At 34.2% G+C, this 16,468-nt stretch carries 14 protein-coding genes; 8 read left to right on the forward strand and 6 right to left on the reverse strand.

The window, feature by feature from the left end:
* Positions 1-191 precede the first annotated feature (191 nt).
* Positions 192-746, forward strand: a complete 555-nt coding sequence (locus BMW63_RS14155; protein WP_074724133.1) for a DNA polymerase ligase N-terminal domain-containing protein — start codon at positions 192-194, stop codon at positions 744-746.
* A 198-nt stretch (positions 747-944) separates the two neighbouring features.
* Here the strand turns inward: BMW63_RS14155 and BMW63_RS14160 are convergent, their stop codons facing one another.
* From BMW63_RS14160 to BMW63_RS14180, 5 genes are all read right to left on the reverse strand, one after another.
* On the reverse strand, positions 945-2,147 hold the full coding sequence (locus BMW63_RS14160) for an ammonium transporter (protein ID WP_074724134.1): 1,203 nt from the start codon (positions 2,145-2,147) through the stop codon (positions 945-947).
* Between the two features lie 37 nt (positions 2,148-2,184).
* The gene (locus BMW63_RS14165; RefSeq protein WP_074724135.1) at positions 2,185-2,523 is read right to left on the reverse strand and encodes a P-II family nitrogen regulator; all 339 of its coding nucleotides are present in this window, start codon (positions 2,521-2,523) and stop codon (positions 2,185-2,187) included.
* Between the two features lie 545 nt (positions 2,524-3,068).
* Entirely contained in the window at positions 3,069-3,788 is a 720-nt protein-coding gene (locus tag BMW63_RS14170; RefSeq protein ID WP_175460296.1) for a DUF4339 domain-containing protein, read from the reverse strand.
* A gap of 419 nt (positions 3,789-4,207) precedes the next feature.
* Complete coding sequence (locus BMW63_RS14175; protein ID WP_074724137.1) at positions 4,208-4,777, reverse strand: TetR/AcrR family transcriptional regulator; 570 nt, start codon at positions 4,775-4,777, stop codon at positions 4,208-4,210.
* A complete protein-coding gene (locus BMW63_RS14180; RefSeq protein WP_074724138.1) occupies positions 4,778-5,434 on the reverse strand; it encodes a transglutaminase-like domain-containing protein in 657 nt (218 codons plus the stop codon).
* Positions 5,435-5,588: 154 nt separating this feature from the next.
* On the opposite strand from BMW63_RS14180, the gene BMW63_RS14185 reads away from it, so the two are divergent.
* From BMW63_RS14185 to BMW63_RS14200, 4 genes are read left to right on the forward strand one after another with little or no spacing between them, the layout of a single operon-like run.
* Entirely contained in the window at positions 5,589-6,788 is a 1,200-nt protein-coding gene (locus BMW63_RS14185) for an acetyl-CoA C-acetyltransferase (protein ID WP_139174254.1), read from the forward strand.
* A 21-nt stretch (positions 6,789-6,809) separates the two neighbouring features.
* Positions 6,810-8,957: a 3-hydroxyacyl-CoA dehydrogenase NAD-binding domain-containing protein gene (locus BMW63_RS14190; protein ID WP_074724140.1), complete on the forward strand. Its 2,148-nt coding sequence runs from the start codon at positions 6,810-6,812 to the stop codon at positions 8,955-8,957.
* Positions 8,958-8,984: 27 nt separating this feature from the next.
* Entirely contained in the window at positions 8,985-10,160 is a 1,176-nt protein-coding gene (locus tag BMW63_RS14195; RefSeq protein WP_074724141.1) for an acyl-CoA dehydrogenase family protein, read from the forward strand.
* Positions 10,157-10,588, forward strand: a complete 432-nt coding sequence (locus tag BMW63_RS14200; protein ID WP_074724142.1) for an acyl-CoA thioesterase — start codon at positions 10,157-10,159, stop codon at positions 10,586-10,588. Before BMW63_RS14195 ends, BMW63_RS14200 begins: the two co-directional genes overlap by 4 nt.
* A gap of 510 nt (positions 10,589-11,098) precedes the next feature.
* On the opposite strand, the gene BMW63_RS18185 is transcribed toward BMW63_RS14200, so the two are convergent.
* Positions 11,099-11,254 (reverse strand): hypothetical protein, encoded by a 156-nt coding sequence (locus BMW63_RS18185; protein WP_175460297.1) that lies wholly within the window; start codon positions 11,252-11,254, stop codon positions 11,099-11,101.
* Positions 11,255-11,453: 199 nt separating this feature from the next.
* Here BMW63_RS18185 and BMW63_RS14205 point away from each other — a divergent pair, with 199 nt between their 5' ends.
* From BMW63_RS14205 to BMW63_RS14215, 3 genes are all read left to right on the forward strand, one after another.
* Complete coding sequence (locus tag BMW63_RS14205; protein ID WP_245744975.1) at positions 11,454-12,398, forward strand: FecR family protein; 945 nt, start codon at positions 11,454-11,456, stop codon at positions 12,396-12,398.
* Entirely contained in the window at positions 12,388-12,987 is a 600-nt protein-coding gene (locus BMW63_RS14210) for a sigma-70 family RNA polymerase sigma factor (RefSeq protein WP_083380508.1), read from the forward strand. The genes BMW63_RS14205 and BMW63_RS14210 overlap by 11 nt, the downstream gene beginning before the upstream one ends.
* An 84-nt stretch (positions 12,988-13,071) precedes the next feature.
* Entirely contained in the window at positions 13,072-16,464 is a 3,393-nt protein-coding gene (locus BMW63_RS14215; protein WP_074724144.1) for a SusC/RagA family TonB-linked outer membrane protein, read from the forward strand.
* Positions 16,465-16,468: the final 4 nt, after the last annotated feature.

Genomic DNA, 16,468 nt, shown 5'->3' on the forward strand with positions numbered 1-16,468 from the left:
TATTATTTTCATAAGATTTAACATACTGCAGTTTAAAAAATAATCTAGTGGGTTTGTAGCGTATTAATTATAAAATGCTTTTCTAGCGGTATTATTTTGAATATGATACCATGAGTAATAATGGATTTTAATCCATAAATAAATTAAAAAGCGTAACTTTTAGGAAGGTTTCAATCTAAAATACATGTGGTATGTCTTTAAAAAAATACAGCGAAAAACGCAATTTTAATTCCACAACAGAGCCAAAAGGAGATGCTGTAAAGCCGAAAAAGGAGTTGGTTTTTGTGGTGCAAAAACACGCCGCATCTCATCTGCATTATGATTTTCGTTTGGAAATGGATGGTGTACTGAAAAGTTGGGCTATACCCAAGGGGCCTTCGATGAACCCCGCTGATAAAAGATTGGCGATTATGGTGGAAGATCATCCATACGATTATAAGGATTTTGAGGGTATTATTCCCGAAGGAAATTACGGAGCTGGTAAAGTGATTGTATGGGATAATGGAACGTATACGCTTGCAGATACTCAAGAGGAAGGCGATATTAAATCTGATTTAGAAAAAGGGAAGCTGGGAATTATTCTAAAAGGGCATAAACTGAAGGGGGAATTTACATTGGTGAGACTAAAGGGAAAACAGGAAAACGCTTGGCTTCTAATAAAAAAAAATGACGGCGACGGAAGTTATGATGATGTTTTGCTGCAAGACAAGTCGGTAGTTTCGCATGTTACTTTAGAAGATTTATAAAAATGGAGGAAGCGATGTGTTTATTTAGCCTGTAGAGATTTAAAAGAGAATCAAGGATTATCTTAATGTAGTGATTAATGTGGATTCTTAAAGCATAAAGCCTCCAACAAAACTATTTTTTGTTTGAGACTTTATTTATAAGCTACGATATCTCGATTTAATTATATTTGATCCGTTTTAGTTTAACTTTTTTAAGTGTTAATCATTATAAACATTGGTTCCATGTTCATGAATATCTAAACCATCAATTTCTTCTTCTTTAGTAACTCTTAATCCCATAGTTTTCTTTAGGATAAAAAGTACTACAAACGAAGCGCCCATTGCCCATGCTGCAATTGAAAATACCCCAATAGCTTGAACTCCTAGCTTTTCAAATCCTCCGCCGTAAAGTAAACCACCATCAGTAGCAAAAACACCTACTAGTAAAGTACCTAAGGCACCACAAACTCCGTGTACAGAAATGGCTCCAACAGGATCGTCAATTTTTAGTTTTTTGTCTATAAATTCGATTGAAAACACGACTGCTACACCGCAAATTAGTCCGATAAAGAAAGCTCCCATTGGACTTACAGCAGCACAACCCGCAGTAACACCTACAAGGCCAGCTAATACGCCATTTAATGTCATAGAAATATCTGGTTTTTTATAAACGGCCCAAGTCAAGAACATAGCAGCCAATGCTCCAGAAGCTCCAGCAAGATTTGTTGTGATAAAAATAGCCGCTACTTTGAAAGCATTGTCCCCAGAAATTGCTAATTGAGAACCCGGATTAAATCCAAACCATCCAAACCATAAAATAAACACCCCTAATGCACCTAACATTAAACTGTGTCCAGGTATTGCATTTGATGTTCCATCCGTATTATATTTTCCAATTCTAGGTCCTACCAAAGCAGCAGCCACTAATGATGCCCAACCACCAACAGAGTGTACTACACTGGAACCAGCAAAATCAGTAAATCCCATTTTTGCAAGCCATCCTCCTGCATTCCAAACCCAGCTACCAGAAATTGGATAAATAAGTAAAGTCATTAATAACGAGAAGATCAAATAAGTAGTGAATTTTGTTCTTTCGGCAATAGCACCAGAAACAATTGTTGCAGCTGTTGCAGCAAATACAGTTTGAAAGAACAAACTGTGCATATCGGCAGCGCTATCAAAAAACCAACTTGGAGTTCCTATAACAGAACCTATTGAAGCTCCATACATTAACGAGTATCCTATTGCCCAGAATGCGACACTTCCAATACAGAAGTCCATTAAATTTTTCATTATTATGTTCCCTGTGTTCTTCGATCTGGTAAATCCAGTTTCTACAAGCGTAAAACCTGCTTGCATAAAAAACACTAAAATTCCGCAGATTAACACCCACATTAAGTCTAATACAGCATTCGTATCCATAATTTATTTTGTTATTAGTTAGTTTATAGAAAGTTGGTTAGTTGATGGCATCCGTTCCTTTTTCTTTAGTTCTGATTCTGTATGTTTCTTGAATGTCAGAAACAAATATTTTTCCGTCTCCTACCATTCCTGTAGAGGCCGCTTCTAAAATAGTGTCAACCGTCTTTTCTAAAAAAGGATCGGAAACGACCACGGAAATATATCTTCGTTGGATGTCTGTGGTGCTATAGGTTATTCCCCTGTAAACATGTCCTTGTTGTTCATTACCAACTCCGGTAACGTCCCAATAGGTGAAAAAATTGACTTCGATTTTGTGTAAAGCTTCTTTAACTTCATCAAATTTTGATTTTCGAATAACAGCTTCGATTTTTTTCATTAGATAAAAAATTTAGTTAGTATTGATTAATTGGTTTTGGTTATTATTTTACTCTTCATTTAAATTTTGAAATAGGTTAAATAAATTCGGTTTTGATGCGATTTTCAGCCGCTGATTTTGACGAATTTATTAACTTTTCTTTAAGAGAAGAAAGAATAATTAATGTTTTTGATCTAATTTGGAAAGAATTATCAATTACAAAAAATGACTTCCAAATTTTAGTTATTCGGTATTATAATGCTAAAATATCGAAATATTCATAATTAATATTTTTAACGATACCCCCTATTTGTTTAGGGTAGTATTATTTTTTCAGTATAAATAAAGAAGTTTTTTTATTTTTTTAATCTAAATAAGATTGAAAGGATGTGTTTTTAATTTTTTATATAAAAATAAATTATCGTAACCCCTTTTATTATTGCTAAGATCGTGTCGCATTATAAGGCATAAAAAAACAGCTTTTAATCCTGATTGGACTAAAAGCTGTTCCTTGATTGTGATTTAAAAATAGCAGTGTAGGAAGTTGCTAAATGTTGAGAAGCAGATTAGTGAATTTTTTCAAGTTCCAGATATCGCATACTCATTTCCTTTTCAAGTTTTTCAATTTCATTCCGCCAAAAAACAATGTTATTTGCTATAGAGTTAATTTCATCCTCCCGTTCGCCATTTGTTCTTAAAAATTGAAATTTTCGGGCATCATTTAATTCGTTTTTGGAATTGTTTAAATTGGAATGTGTGACGGTAAGTAAATTTTTAATGGATGAAAGTCGATTATTGATGGCCAGTTTTCTTTCTTTTCCAATCCTTTCCGATTCTATTTTCTCTTGTTCAGTAATAAAGTTCTTCTGATCTTCAATTTCTTTTTCCTGTATTTTATACTGATGGTTGTTGTATTCAGTTTGATTGTTTCTCTCCTCTAGTTTTAAAGTTCTCCTCTTTAGTATAATATTAAAAATTAAGGTTCCAATAGTTAAAAGTAACATTCCAGCAACCAGAAGTAAGGGTTTTTTATTTACACGTGCAAACTTCTTAATTTCATTTTCATATTCGTTTTTTGAAGGTGTTGGAGGGACAACGAAAGACTTAATTGGTGGGGGTATGGAAAATAATGATTTTTTTAATTCCTCCACTTCTCCTGCTTGTTTCCAATCTTCCATTCCTTCGCACCATACGGGAGTGGTTTTCGTTATTTTTTTTGCTTTTAATTCGGCAAAATCAAAAGGACCGCTAAGTATTGTCCCGTCATGTAAGTAATAGGTATTCATAGGCGTTATTTTAATTGATGCTATTAATTTTAATTTGATTCTGCGATAACTCTTCATTTTTGTTCTTACTATATTCTTTATTTTAAACACATTAGTGAAAAAAAATATAGTTCTGAGTCAAAAGCAGAACCCCATTTTGTTATAAAGCAAACAACATGCCTTTTGTAATACTACATAGTAATTATGTAACTATTTTTGAAATTCCTATTTGTGTGTTGTTAAAATGACATTATTTCTATTTAAGTTTCGATTGTGTGACTGAATTTGCGCTATATAGTTAAGGTTTTCAGTCAGGATTTGATTGATTTGGTAGCTTTGTAAAGCTTTATAATTGTGCTTTTCAGAAAGAGAGTGTATTGATAGGACTTTAGTCGAAACAGCTTTTGGTTGTAGTAAGAGTGGGTGATTTTAGATTCCAGTTAGGTTTTACTGAACAGTTCTATTGTTTTGGCAATAGCCTCATCAAAATTTTCCCAAGTAGTTTCTGATGTCAAATCGGTTGCTATAAATGTTTTATTAAATTTAGATAATAAGGTAAAGTAAACATAGCCACCTAACATTAACTGAAAAGCGGCATTAAGGGATTCGTCTTTTGTATTCGTAGTAAATGTTTTGCCTACTTGGGCATTGAAGTACTTAAAAAGACTTTTCGTGTTCTCATTATTTTCGATCAACTGCCAGCGCAAAATTTCTTGGGTTAAAGTGTTTTTGCGCAGTTCTTTGGTTCCTTCTTTAATGAAGTCTTTTAAGTTTTCTAAATTATCCTTTTTTTCATCAATGACTGAAAGGGATTTAAAGAAGTCTCCTTTTTGAGCAAAACGTAACAGGAGACCTTTCATACCGCCAAAATAACGGTAGATTAATGATTTAGAAACTCCTGCTTCCTTGGCAATGGCATTTATCCCAACTCCTTGGGGGCCTTTTTCTTTTAATATATCCAAAAAGGCTTTGTAGATCTTTTCTTCGGTAGCTGCTCTGTCTTTTTTCATTTATAATTTGGATAGTTGTAATACACCGCCTAAAGTTATTCCTGATTCAATTATTCGGGGATAATGTTGTTGTAATAATTGAAACATATAAGGTAAAGGTACTTCATTAAAAGTTCCGTAATCTTCAAGGTATTCCATAAAAGCCTTTTTACCGGTTTGGTCAAATTCTTGAAATATAGAATCATTTTCTCCATCAAAATCTAAAACCTTTACATTGAGGAGCTGACAGAGTTCTTTGTTGAAAGCGGGTGTGGCTTTGATCCATTTATTATCTATGTAGATTTCGATATAACCATGTGGCACGAGTACATCTGAGCCAAATTTTTCAACAATCTGATCTACCGCTATGTGATTTTTTACTTTTGCCAATCCCAGTCTAGCCGGAATTTTCTGTGCTCGTAAAATTGCAATCAAAATAATTACTTTATCAATACAATGGCCACTTTTATGCGTTGTTAATTCTGATGCGCGCCAGTCTTCATTTATTAAACTAAAGCGATAGGGGTAATACGGCCAGTTATCGCGAACGTATTCATAGGCTTTGATGGCAAATTCTTTAGCTGTGCTTGCCCCGTCTTTATTGAGAAAGGCATGAACAGTTTGTATTTTATCGTTGGATAAATCGAAATGATAGGTTTCTTGAGTGTATTGTTCCATAGTTAATAAATTATGTAAGCTGATGGTTTTCTGCAATATTATGACTTTAATTTTTTAAAATAAATTTCAAATTTAAATAAATAAAACTATATTTGTTACCATATGGTAACATTTTTTAAATACATGTTACCGATTGGTAACTTAATTAATGAAAATGGAAGCATATATCTACGATTCAGTTCGAACACCCAGGGGAATTGGAAAAGGCAACGGTTCTTTAGCCCCAGTTAGTCCGGTTCAATTATTAACTACTTTGTTGACCGCCTTAAAAGAAAGAAACGATTTAGACACTAGTTTAGTAGAAGATTTGATAGTTGGCTGTGTGACTCAGGTTGGAGAACAAGGAGGGAATGTTGCCAAAGTCGCTGCACAGTGTTCGAATTACGGAGATCACCTTTCGGCCGTTTCCTTAAACCGCTATTGTGCTTCCGGACTGGAGGCTATTAATCAAGCAGCAGCTATGATTAAATCAGGATGGTCTGAGTTGATTATTGCCGGTGGAGTAGAATCCATGTCAAGAGTGCCTATGGGGCTTGACGGTTCTGCTTGGCTAATGGAGCCCGATGCTGCTTTTGGGCACTTTGTTCCTCAAGGAATTTCGGCCGATTTAATAGCAACGAAATATGGATATTCCCGAAACGACGTAGATCACTTTGCTGTGAATTCTCAAAAACGAGCAGCGTTTGCACAACAAAATGGCTTTTTTGATAGATCCATAATTCCAGTGACTGATATAAATGGCTTGGTTCATTTGGCAAAGGATGAATACATTCGAGCAAATACCACTTTAGAAATACTATCTAAATTATCGCCAGCATTTGAAAAAATGGGCGAGCAATTGTTTGATCAAACCGCCATAGATAGATACTTAGAAATCGAAAAAATAAATCACATCCATCATGCTGGTAATTCCTCTGGCCTTGTTGATGGAGCTTCATTAATGTTAATTGGTTCGAAAGAAATAGGGGAGAAACTCGGATTAAAACCAAGAGCAATAATCAGAATGGGGGCCGTATTGGGCAGTGAGCCATTGATTATGCTTGAAGGTCCTATTCCAGCAACTAAAAAAGCATTGCGAAATGCCAAAATGAATGCGAGTAACATTGATATTTTTGAGGTTAATGAAGCGTTTGCAGTGGTTCCAATGCGTTTGATGGATCATTTTAATATCGATCATTCGATTGTAAATGTCAACGGCGGAGCGATAGCTATGGGGCATCCTTTAGGCGCAACAGGCTGTATGATTCTTGGAACTGCCCTAGACGAATTAGAACGTCAAAATAAAAGTACCGCTTTGGCAACTTTATGTGTTGGTGGGGGAATGGGAATAGCAACCATTATTGAACGTATTTAAAAACCAATTATCCTTTAGATTATGAATAATAAACATATAAAATACAGTGTTGATAATGATGGTATTGCAATTGTTACTTGGGATGTGGCGGATTCTCCGGTAAACATAATGAATGAAGTTACCATGGCCGAGTTCTTTTTAACTATAAACCAAGCCATAACGGATGATGCCGTAAAAGGAATTGTTATTGCTTCCGCCAAAAAAGATTTTATAGCCGGCGGTGACTTAAAAAGGTTTTTAAATTATGACAAATCAAAAGAAGAATGTTTTGATATGCTCATGCAAACCAATACCTATTTACGGAAAATGGAGACTTGTGCCAAACCGGTTGTGGCTGCCATAAACGGACTTGCTCTTGGCGGTGGATGCGAAATTGCACTAGCCTGTCATCACCGGATTATGAGTAGTCATCCAAAAAGTTATATAGGATTAGTCGAATGTTCTGTGGGTTTATTTCCTGGGGCAGGAGGTACGCAACGCTTTTTGAGAATGTTGGGGTCGCAGAAAACCATCGAATACATTACGAAATCTAAAAAACTAACTGCAGCACAAGCATTGAAAGACGGTCTTGTCGATTTAATATGCAGTCCTGAAGATGATATCGTAATGCTGGCTAAAAACTGGATTATAACTAAAGGAACAAGCGAGCAACCTTGGGACAACAAAAGATTTAAAGTCCCCGGAACTCCATTGGGTGTTGGGCAAACGTCTGGAGTTACTGAATTTTTCAGTGTTTCGAATGCGATGGCTTATAAAACAACCCATGGGAATTTACCGCATATCAAAAATGTACTCAGTGCGATTTATTATGGCGCAGCCTGTCACATTGATAAAGCATTAGAGATTGAAGCACGTTATTTTGTCGATACCTTATTTAGTAAAGAAACAAAAAACATTATTAGGGCCTCCTTTATTTTTATAAACGATGCCACCAGAGGAAAATCAAAACCCAAAGGCTATGATCGAGTTTCTTTCAAAAAAGTAGGCGTGATAGGTGCCGGAATGATGGGTGCGGGAATTGCTTATGTAAATGCAAAGGCCGGAATTGATATTTTACTGAAAGACGTGAGCATAGCAAAAGCAGAAAATGGAAAAGACTACATAAAGATACAGGAGCAAAAAAAATTAGAAAACGGATATACAACTGAAGCCAAAATAGAAGCGCTATTACAAAAAATAAAAGCTTCAGATTCAGATGCTGATTTAGCGTCTTGTGATTTGATTATTGAAGCCGTTTTCGAAAATGAAAAATTAAAAAATACGATTACTATTGAAACCGAAAAAGTGATTGACGAAGCCGTAATTTATGCTTCGAATACTTCAACAATACCTATAAGCCAACTCGCGAAAGCCTCTGTCAGACCGGATAAGTTTATTGGATTGCACTTCTTTTCGCCTGTAGAAAAGATGCAATTAGTAGAAGTAATTGTTGGTAAAGAAACAAGCGAAGGAACTTTGGCAGCAGCCATAGATTATGTAACTGCCATTGGGAAAGTCCCCATTATCGTAAATGACGGTTGGTGTTTCTTTACTTCAAGAGTTTTTGGTAAATTTATAAATGAAGGAGTTACAATGCTTACCGAAGGGGTACCGCCTGCTTTAATTGAAAATGTGGCTAAAAAGATAGGTATGCCAGTAGGTCCTTTGGCGATTTCAGATGAGATTAATTTGAACTTAATGCTGGCAATAATGAGTGAAGACCCCAATTTAACGCCTCATGAGATTAATTTACGGCAGACTTTGGTCACGATTACTGAAACGCATGGGCGAACGGGTAAAAAAGAGGGGAAAGGCTTTTATGATTATCCAATAAATGAAAAGAAATCAATTTGGAAAGAATGGTCAAAAATTTATCCTCCTCAAGCCAGTTATGATGAAGAAGAAGTGGGCAGAAGATTATTATTCGCTATGGTTATTGATGCATATAAATGCTTAGACTCCGGAGTACTTCAAGAACCCAAAGATGCTGATGTAGGTTCGATTTTAGGATTAGGATTTCCACTACACACTGGAGGAGTGATGTCGTACATTGATTATGTAGGAGCAAAGGAATTTGCCTTGTATAGTGCCAAATTAGAAACGAAATATGGGGAGCGATTTAAGATACCCGAAAGTTTACAAGAACGAATTAAAAGCGCAGGAACCGGCCGAGTTTTCTACGAGAACTAAAATAGACTAACTAAAAAACTAAAAGATATGTTACAGAATATACTAATAGAAAGAAAGATATACGCATCAGAAGAACATAAAATGATGCAAGGAATGATTCAGGAATTCATTTCGAATGAAATAATGGATAAGCTGGATGAATGGGAAAAAGAAGGTCTGGTAGGCCGTGAAATATGGAAACGAGCTGGGGATTTGGGGTTATTGTGTATCGATATGCCAGAAATTTACGGAGGCGGAGGACTTGATTTTTCATTTAACGCTTTATTCATCGAAGAATTTGCAAAAAAAGGAATTAGCGGTCCAGGTTTTTCATTGCACTCTGACATTGTAGCGCCTTATTTGTTGAAATATGGAACTGAGGATCAAAAGCAGAAGTATTTGCCACAAATGGCCAAAGGCGAAATGATTACCGCCATAGGTATGACTGAGCCGAATTGCGGGAGTGATTTGAAAGCACTTCGAACCACCGCCGAAGATAAAGGAGACCATTATGTAGTAAATGGACAAAAAACGTTTATCACCAATGGTTTTATGTGTGATATGGCCATTGTAGCAGTAAAAACAAATGTCAATACAGATCAGGAAGGAGTGACTTTGCTTATAATGGAATCATCTATGGAGGGTTTCAGTAAAGGAATCCCTTTTAAGAAAATAGGAATGAAATCTCAAGACACCTGTGAGTTATTTTTTGATAATGTAAAAGTACCAAAAGAAAATAGACTGGGAGAGGAGAGAATGGGTTTCAAAATTATGATGGAAGAATTGGCTCGTGAAAGATTGACAGTAGGGATTTTTGCAGTAGCAACAGCCGAAGGAGCTATTGAAAGCACAATTGCCTATACGACAGAAAGAGAGGCTTTTAAAACTCAGATTGCCGGTTTTCAAAATTCCCAATTTAAACTAGCTGAATGTACCACGCAAATGCAAATACATCAGGCCTTTTTAGATCGCTGCATTGAATTATTGGTGGATCATAAATTAACGACTGAAACCGCTTCGATGATTAAATATTCGGCAACGGATATGTGCGGCAATGTAGTGGATGAATGTTTACAATTATTTGGAGGCTATGGATATATGTGGGATTACCCCATTGCTCGCATGTATGCTGACAATCGTGTTGCCCGTATTTATGCAGGAACCAATGAAATTATGAAAATAGTGATCGCCCGCGGATTGTTTAAAGACCTATTGAAAAAATGAAAGATATTTTAAAACAGTATCCTGTTATTTCGACTATTGAAGTGCAGTGGGGAGAAATGGATGCATTGCAACATGTTAATAATGTGGTCTATGTTCGATGGGGAGAAACAGCTAGGATTGATTATTTTAGAGCGCTTGGATTCTTCTCATCTGAAGGGGATAAAATGAAAACAGGTATTATTTTAGGATTCCAGTCGGTTAAATATATTGCTCCGGTAACCTATCCCGACACCATCCATATTGGTACAAAAACGGAAGAAATCAGGGATGACAGAATCATCCTGAAATCTTTCTATTACAGTGAAAAAAGCCAGAAATTGATGGCGATAAAAACACATGAGGTCATTTTATTTGATTTCAAAACCCAAAGTAAAATTCTAGTTCCAAAAGAATTAGTACTTCAAATAAATAATTTAGAAAGCATTTAATTTTTTAAACTGAAACAGTAAACCGCTCCATATTCAAGAAATTCTGCCGTTAGAAGGAATAAAAATTTTGGATTTTAGCCTAATATTATTGTGCGCGAATGGTTTGAGTAATTATTGAAAATGGTCGATAGTTTGTAACAAACAACTTTTGAACTTGTTTTCCAATTTATCGAAAGTTGGAAAGTATTGAAATGTAAAAAGCACCCTTTTGAGGTGCTTTTAGCGGAGAAAGAGGGATTTTACAAATCTCTATATATCGCTTATAATCAGTATTTTAAAATATAAATTATAATTGGGTAACCGAAATCACCCCCTTTTTTTAATCGTAATGTATTCTATCAATTTGTGTTCAGTAAATATACAAAATATTGCAGATTTATTACAATTTTTGAGGATAAACTAAACTAAAAAATGAACATGTAAATGAACCGATCATTGAACAAGTTATTAGCCTAGTAAAGTTCAAAATTTGATGAGGTTAAATAAAGTTACTACCCAATAATTAAAGGTTCAACTTGTTCCATTTTTAGACTGATGTACTGGCAGGACTCCTCTATGCTTGCAAACCCATTCTCGAGCTTGTTCCGTTCCCGCCTGATGGTTAATCGATTCTTTGTTGATAGTCATTTGTATTTCTAACGGATCGCGGTTTAAGCTCTTAGTCACTTTTTAGATTTAATAGTTTTATCAAAATATAATTTTCTAAGCGAGGACTTACTTCCACTATAAATAGGCTATTAACGATTCATTAACAATATGGTGTCGATTTGATGGTATTGAAAACTAGGGGTATTTCTTTTATTTTGACTCCTATAAGTAAAGGAAAATATTTATGTTGAATGTTAATCAGAAGGAAAAAAAATGTGTGAGGTATCTTGCCAATGAAATGTCAAAAGCAGAGCGATCTGTATTTGAAATCGAATTGTCTTTGGATGATGATCTATTTGCTGTTTTTGAAAATTTTAAAACAATCTGGATTAATTATCCCGATAGTAAATTAACCAAAACAACTACTTCTTTTGGACAAATTATTAAAAAACATAACAAACCAGTAAAGGAAAAATCGGTAAAGGGGTCATTAAATTATAAGGTACTTCTTTCTACTGCTTTACTTTTTGTCTTTTGCACATTTTTTTATTTTGTTACAATACCAAATTCACATTATAACAATCATAAAACTGCTACTAAAGGGGAGCGACTCACTTTTACGCTACCAGATAGCAGTACCGTTATCTTAAACTCGGGAAGTGAAGTTAAATACTCTAGCGATTTTGGAAAGCAGAGGGATATATGGTTAAAAGGAGAAGCTTTCTTCAAAGTTACAAAGAATATTAATTCCCCTTTTACCGTCCATACTAATGATTTTGATGTGAAAGTTTTAGGTACAGAATTTAATGTTAATGGCAGTGCAATTAACCAAACAATTTCATTATCAAAGGGAAAGGTCAATGTACTATTGAAAGAAAGTAAGGATGAAATTAACCTACTGCCAAATGAAGAATTGGTATGGAATGCTAAGACAAAGTGTGTCATTAAAAGAAATTTTAATGTGAATAAAATTTTAGCTTGGAAAGATAATATCCTTCTACTCGACGATGTGAAAATTGAAGATGCTCTTCCTAAAATTAATCAATTCTATGGGGTGAATTTTGTAATTAAGGATGCTGTAATTGCAAATATGCATATTAAAGGTGCTTTCAAGAATCAGTCTATTGATGACTTTATAACTTCTCTAGAATTTATTTTAGATGTGAGTATAACCAAAACTATTCAAAACAATTTCGAAATAGCAAAATATCATGAACATTAACCAAATAAAAATGGGCAATAGTGATTGCTTTTCAGACGATTATTTATTTCAGCAAATTCGAAATGGTCAATACGAAGCAATGGAACTTTTCTTTAATAGGTATTATACTCCTTTGTGTCGTTTTGGATTGAGTTATGAATCGAATTCTTGTCTTGTAGAAGAAAAAGTAGCTGATATTTTTATTCAGTTGTGGAACAGTAGAAATATTCTTGATAAAATTAAAAATCCTAAATCCTATATCTATGTAGTAGTAAAAAACAGTTTAAAAACAGTACGGAAATCAGAGCAGTTTCATCAACAAATCGATGAAAGTAAAACTAATAATACAATGTTTTCTCCCAGTAGAGAGCAGGAGATTATTGAAAATGAAGAGAAGGAAATTAGTACCAATTTGATACGTGAAATATTAGATGTTATTCCTAAAAAGTCACGGCAAGCTTTTGAACTCAGTAGAATAGACGGATTAAAATATAAAGAAATTTCCGTGATTCTAAACGTCACCCCTAAAACGGTTGAAAATCATATAGCTATTGCACTCAAATATATTAGTAAGGCTTTGGAATCTCATAAAAAAGATAGAGTTATTTAACTCTATTTAATAATTATTAGAAAAACTAACTTTTTAAAATCAGTTCTAGTTTGTTAAAAACAACATTAAGTAATCACAGATAAAATGAAACAAAAAATTATTCTAACCTTATCATTATGTCTTCAGTTGGGTATTGGGACTATTTATTCTAATACTCCGATAATGAATGAAGCCGTAGAAAATATAGCTGCAAACGAGAAAATTAATTTGAATCTAAAAGATGTTTCCATAAAACAAATCTTTTCTCTAATAGAGCAGCAAATTGACAAAAAGTTCATTTATATGTCAGACCAGAAATTTCTTCAAGAAAAAATTTCTATTACGACGAGTAATCAGGATTTAAATCAAGTATTAGCTGTTTTAAAAACCAAGGTGAGTCTTGATTTTAAGATAACTAAAAACGGGATTTTAGTAAAAGAACTTGGTAATTCAAATCAAAATAAGACTCAAGAAAACAGAAAAATTATTGGAGTAGTTTTAGATAATTCTAATTTGCCTATTCCTGGAGCATCTGTTTTTGCAGTAGGAACTGCAATAGCAACCACTACTGATTTTGACGGGAAATTTACGATTAATGTCCCTGAAAGCGCGAGCAGTTTATCCATTAGTTATATGGGATTTGAAACTAAAATAATCAATATTGAGAATAAGACAGAAATTAAAGTAATTCTTTTTGAATCAACTTCTCAGTTAGACGAGGTTGTAGTTGTGGGATATGGTACAGAACAAAGAAGAAATGTTACTGCTTCTATTTCTACTGTAAAAATGAAAGATATTAAATCTCAACCAAAGGCTAATGTAGTTGAAATGCTTGAAGGTCGCTTACCTGGTGTTCAAATCATGAGTGATAACAGCCCAGGAGGAGGTTCTTCTATTCGTGTACGAGGCTTTAGTACCATTAACAATAATGATCCATTAGTAATTATAGATGGGGTTCCAGCTTCAAATGGATTAAATGGTATTAATTCAGCAGACATTGAAACTCTTCAAGTATTAAAGGATGCTGCATCTTCTTCTATTTATGGTTCTCGTGCTGCTAACGGAGTTGTCGTTATAACAACAAAAAAAGGGGGGAAAAATGGTAAAACCGAAATACAATTTGATGGGTATTCTGGTGTTCAATCGGCCTTTAATTTGCCTAATCTGCTGAATGCACAACAATATGGTGATCTACTTTGGCAAGCCACAAAGAATGATGGAAAAGTACCAGCAAGTGGGATCTACGGAAGCAATCTTAATTCACCTACAATTCCTGAGTATCTTAATTCTAGTAAAACCATTCCCAGTGATGATGTAAAATGGATTAATGAAATTATGCAGCCTGCCGCTGTTCATTCATATAATTTATCGCTGTCAAAAGGGGATGAAAAAGGCCAACACGCTTTCTCTCTTGGCTATTTTAATCAGGAAGGAACTATAAAGCATACCGGATTTGAACGTTTTTCTGCTCGATTTAATTCCAGTTATACCATTAAAGACTTTTTGACTATTGGTGAAAACTTTACGTCTTCGTATACTGAGCAAGTAGCAACAGGAACGAATAGTGCTTTGGGAAGTATCGTTTATGATGCATTGCAATTCCCTTCTATTGTTCCCGTTTATGATAATAATGGAGATTTTGCTGGAAATCCAATCAATGATATTGCAAATCCTCTTGGGAATTTAACTCGTGCCAAAGATAATAAGCAAAAACGAATTCAAGCCTTAGGGAATGTATTTATTAGTGCTAAGATCAGTGATATCACTGTTAAAACCTCTTTAGGATTGGATTTTGAGAATTATAATTACAGAGGTTTTTCACCTGTTTACAATGAAATTCTTTCGCAAAATGTGAAAAACTCATTAACCACTAACAATAGTTTTAATTATCAATTAACAATTTCAAATACCTTAAATTATAAGAAACAGATTGGTAGTCATAATCTAGACGTTCTTTTGGGACATGAAGCTATTAAATATTATTACGAAGGATTTGGAGCTTCTCGTCAAAACTTCCTTTATGAAGATCCAAATTTCAGATATTTAAGTTATGGTACTGAAAACCAATTAAACACTGGGACTGCAAACGAATGGGCTTTGAACTCCTATTTTGGTAGAGTAAATTATAATTTTAATCAAAAATATCTATTAAGTGCCACTGTTAGAAGGGATGGGACTTCAAGATTAGCCAATAACAATTGGGGTACTTTTCCAGCAGTTTCTGGAGGCTGGAGAATTGACAAGGAAGATTTCTTTGATTTTGGAGATAAATTCAGTTCGTTTTTACTGCGTGGAAGTTGGGGACAAACAGGAAATCAACAGCTACCTTCTTATTCTACTGTAGATAGCTATTTTAATAACAATAATTATTCTGATTATGCTATTGGTGGCGGTCAAAATGTGACAGCCACAGGATTAACACAAACACGCGTTTCTAATGCTGATTTATCCTGGGAAACAACTACTCAGAGAACAATTGGAGTTGATCTAGGTTTTTTTAATGATAAATTAAATGTTACGGCAGAATATTACAATAAAGAAACAAATGATATTCTTGTTTATAATGTGGTTCCACTAACCTATGGAGGCACTAATGATGGACAATGGATTAATGACGGGCAAATGAAAAATCATGGTTATGAACTAGATTTAAATTTTGCTGATAAAATAAGTAATTTCTCCTATGACCTTGCTTTGAATTTGACGGGCTATAAAAATGAATTGACGGCTTTAAATAGCGTAGCTTATTTAGGAATTCCTAGTTCTTCTTTGCATACAGTTAATTTTGATCAGGAAATATCTAGAAGTGCAGTTGGAGAACCTATTGGATCTTTTTATGGCTATGTTTCTGAAGGTTTATTTCAAAGTCAACAAGAAGTTTCAGATTATGGTTTGCAACCTAATGCACAAGCTGGAGACCTTAAGTTTAAAGATGTCAACGGTGATGGAATAATTGATAGTAAAGACAGGACTTTTATTGGTTCTCCACATCCTGATTTGATGCTTGGTTTCAATATCAACCTTAAATACAAACAGTTTGATTTAGGAATGTTTTTTAACGGAAGTTTTGGAAATGATATCTATAATCTAACCAAGTACAAAACCCATTTTTTCAATCAAGCAGCCTACAATAAAGATGTTGCTTTATTAGATGCTTGGACGGTTGATAATCCAAATTCTACTATTCCAAGATTGTCACTGGACGATAGAAACAACAACATTCGTGCTTCTTCCTATTATGTTGAAGACGGTTCTTATTTCAAATTAAACAATTTACAATTAGGCTATACTTTTCCTTCGCAAGCTTTAGCTGGAATGAAATTGCGTTTATATGGGCAGGCTAGTAATGTTTTTACTATAACAAAATATAGTGGAATGACCCCTCAAATAGGTCTACAAAGTTATTCTTCAAGTAATAGAAATCTTGATATAGGTATTGATAGAGGGATTTATCCACCTTCAAGAACATTTACTTTTGGTTGTAATTTAAACTTTTAAATTT

Origin of the sequence: Flavobacterium frigoris (genome assembly GCF_900111075.1) — a bacterium.
Lineage (GTDB): Bacteria > Bacteroidota > Bacteroidia > Flavobacteriales > Flavobacteriaceae > Flavobacterium > Flavobacterium frigoris.

Excerpts from the sequence above, each read along its gene's own strand:
- BMW63_RS14165 (WP_074724135.1), bottom strand. The coding sequence starts at position 2,523 with ATGAAAAAAATCGAAGCTGTTATTCGAAAATCAAAATTTGATGAAGTT.
- BMW63_RS14210 (WP_083380508.1), top strand. The coding sequence starts at position 12,388 with ATGAACATTAACCAAATAAAAATGGGCAATAGTGATTGCTTTTCAGAC.
- BMW63_RS14215 (WP_074724144.1), top strand. The coding sequence starts at position 13,072 with ATGAAACAAAAAATTATTCTAACCTTATCATTATGTCTTCAGTTGGGT.
- BMW63_RS14200 (WP_074724142.1), top strand. The coding sequence starts at position 10,157 with ATGAAAGATATTTTAAAACAGTATCCTGTTATTTCGACTATTGAAGTG.
- BMW63_RS14185 (WP_139174254.1), top strand. The coding sequence starts at position 5,589 with ATGGAAGCATATATCTACGATTCAGTTCGAACACCCAGGGGAATTGGA.
- BMW63_RS14155 (WP_074724133.1), top strand. The coding sequence starts at position 192 with ATGTCTTTAAAAAAATACAGCGAAAAACGCAATTTTAATTCCACAACA.
- BMW63_RS14180 (WP_074724138.1), bottom strand. The coding sequence starts at position 5,434 with ATGGAACAATACACTCAAGAAACCTATCATTTCGATTTATCCAACGAT.
- BMW63_RS14170 (WP_175460296.1), bottom strand. The coding sequence starts at position 3,788 with ATGAATACCTATTACTTACATGACGGGACAATACTTAGCGGTCCTTTT.
- BMW63_RS14175 (WP_074724137.1), bottom strand. The coding sequence starts at position 4,777 with ATGAAAAAAGACAGAGCAGCTACCGAAGAAAAGATCTACAAAGCCTTT.
- BMW63_RS14160 (WP_074724134.1), bottom strand. The coding sequence starts at position 2,147 with ATGGATACGAATGCTGTATTAGACTTAATGTGGGTGTTAATCTGCGGA.
- BMW63_RS14190 (WP_074724140.1), top strand. The coding sequence starts at position 6,810 with ATGAATAATAAACATATAAAATACAGTGTTGATAATGATGGTATTGCA.
- BMW63_RS14195 (WP_074724141.1), top strand. The coding sequence starts at position 8,985 with ATGTTACAGAATATACTAATAGAAAGAAAGATATACGCATCAGAAGAA.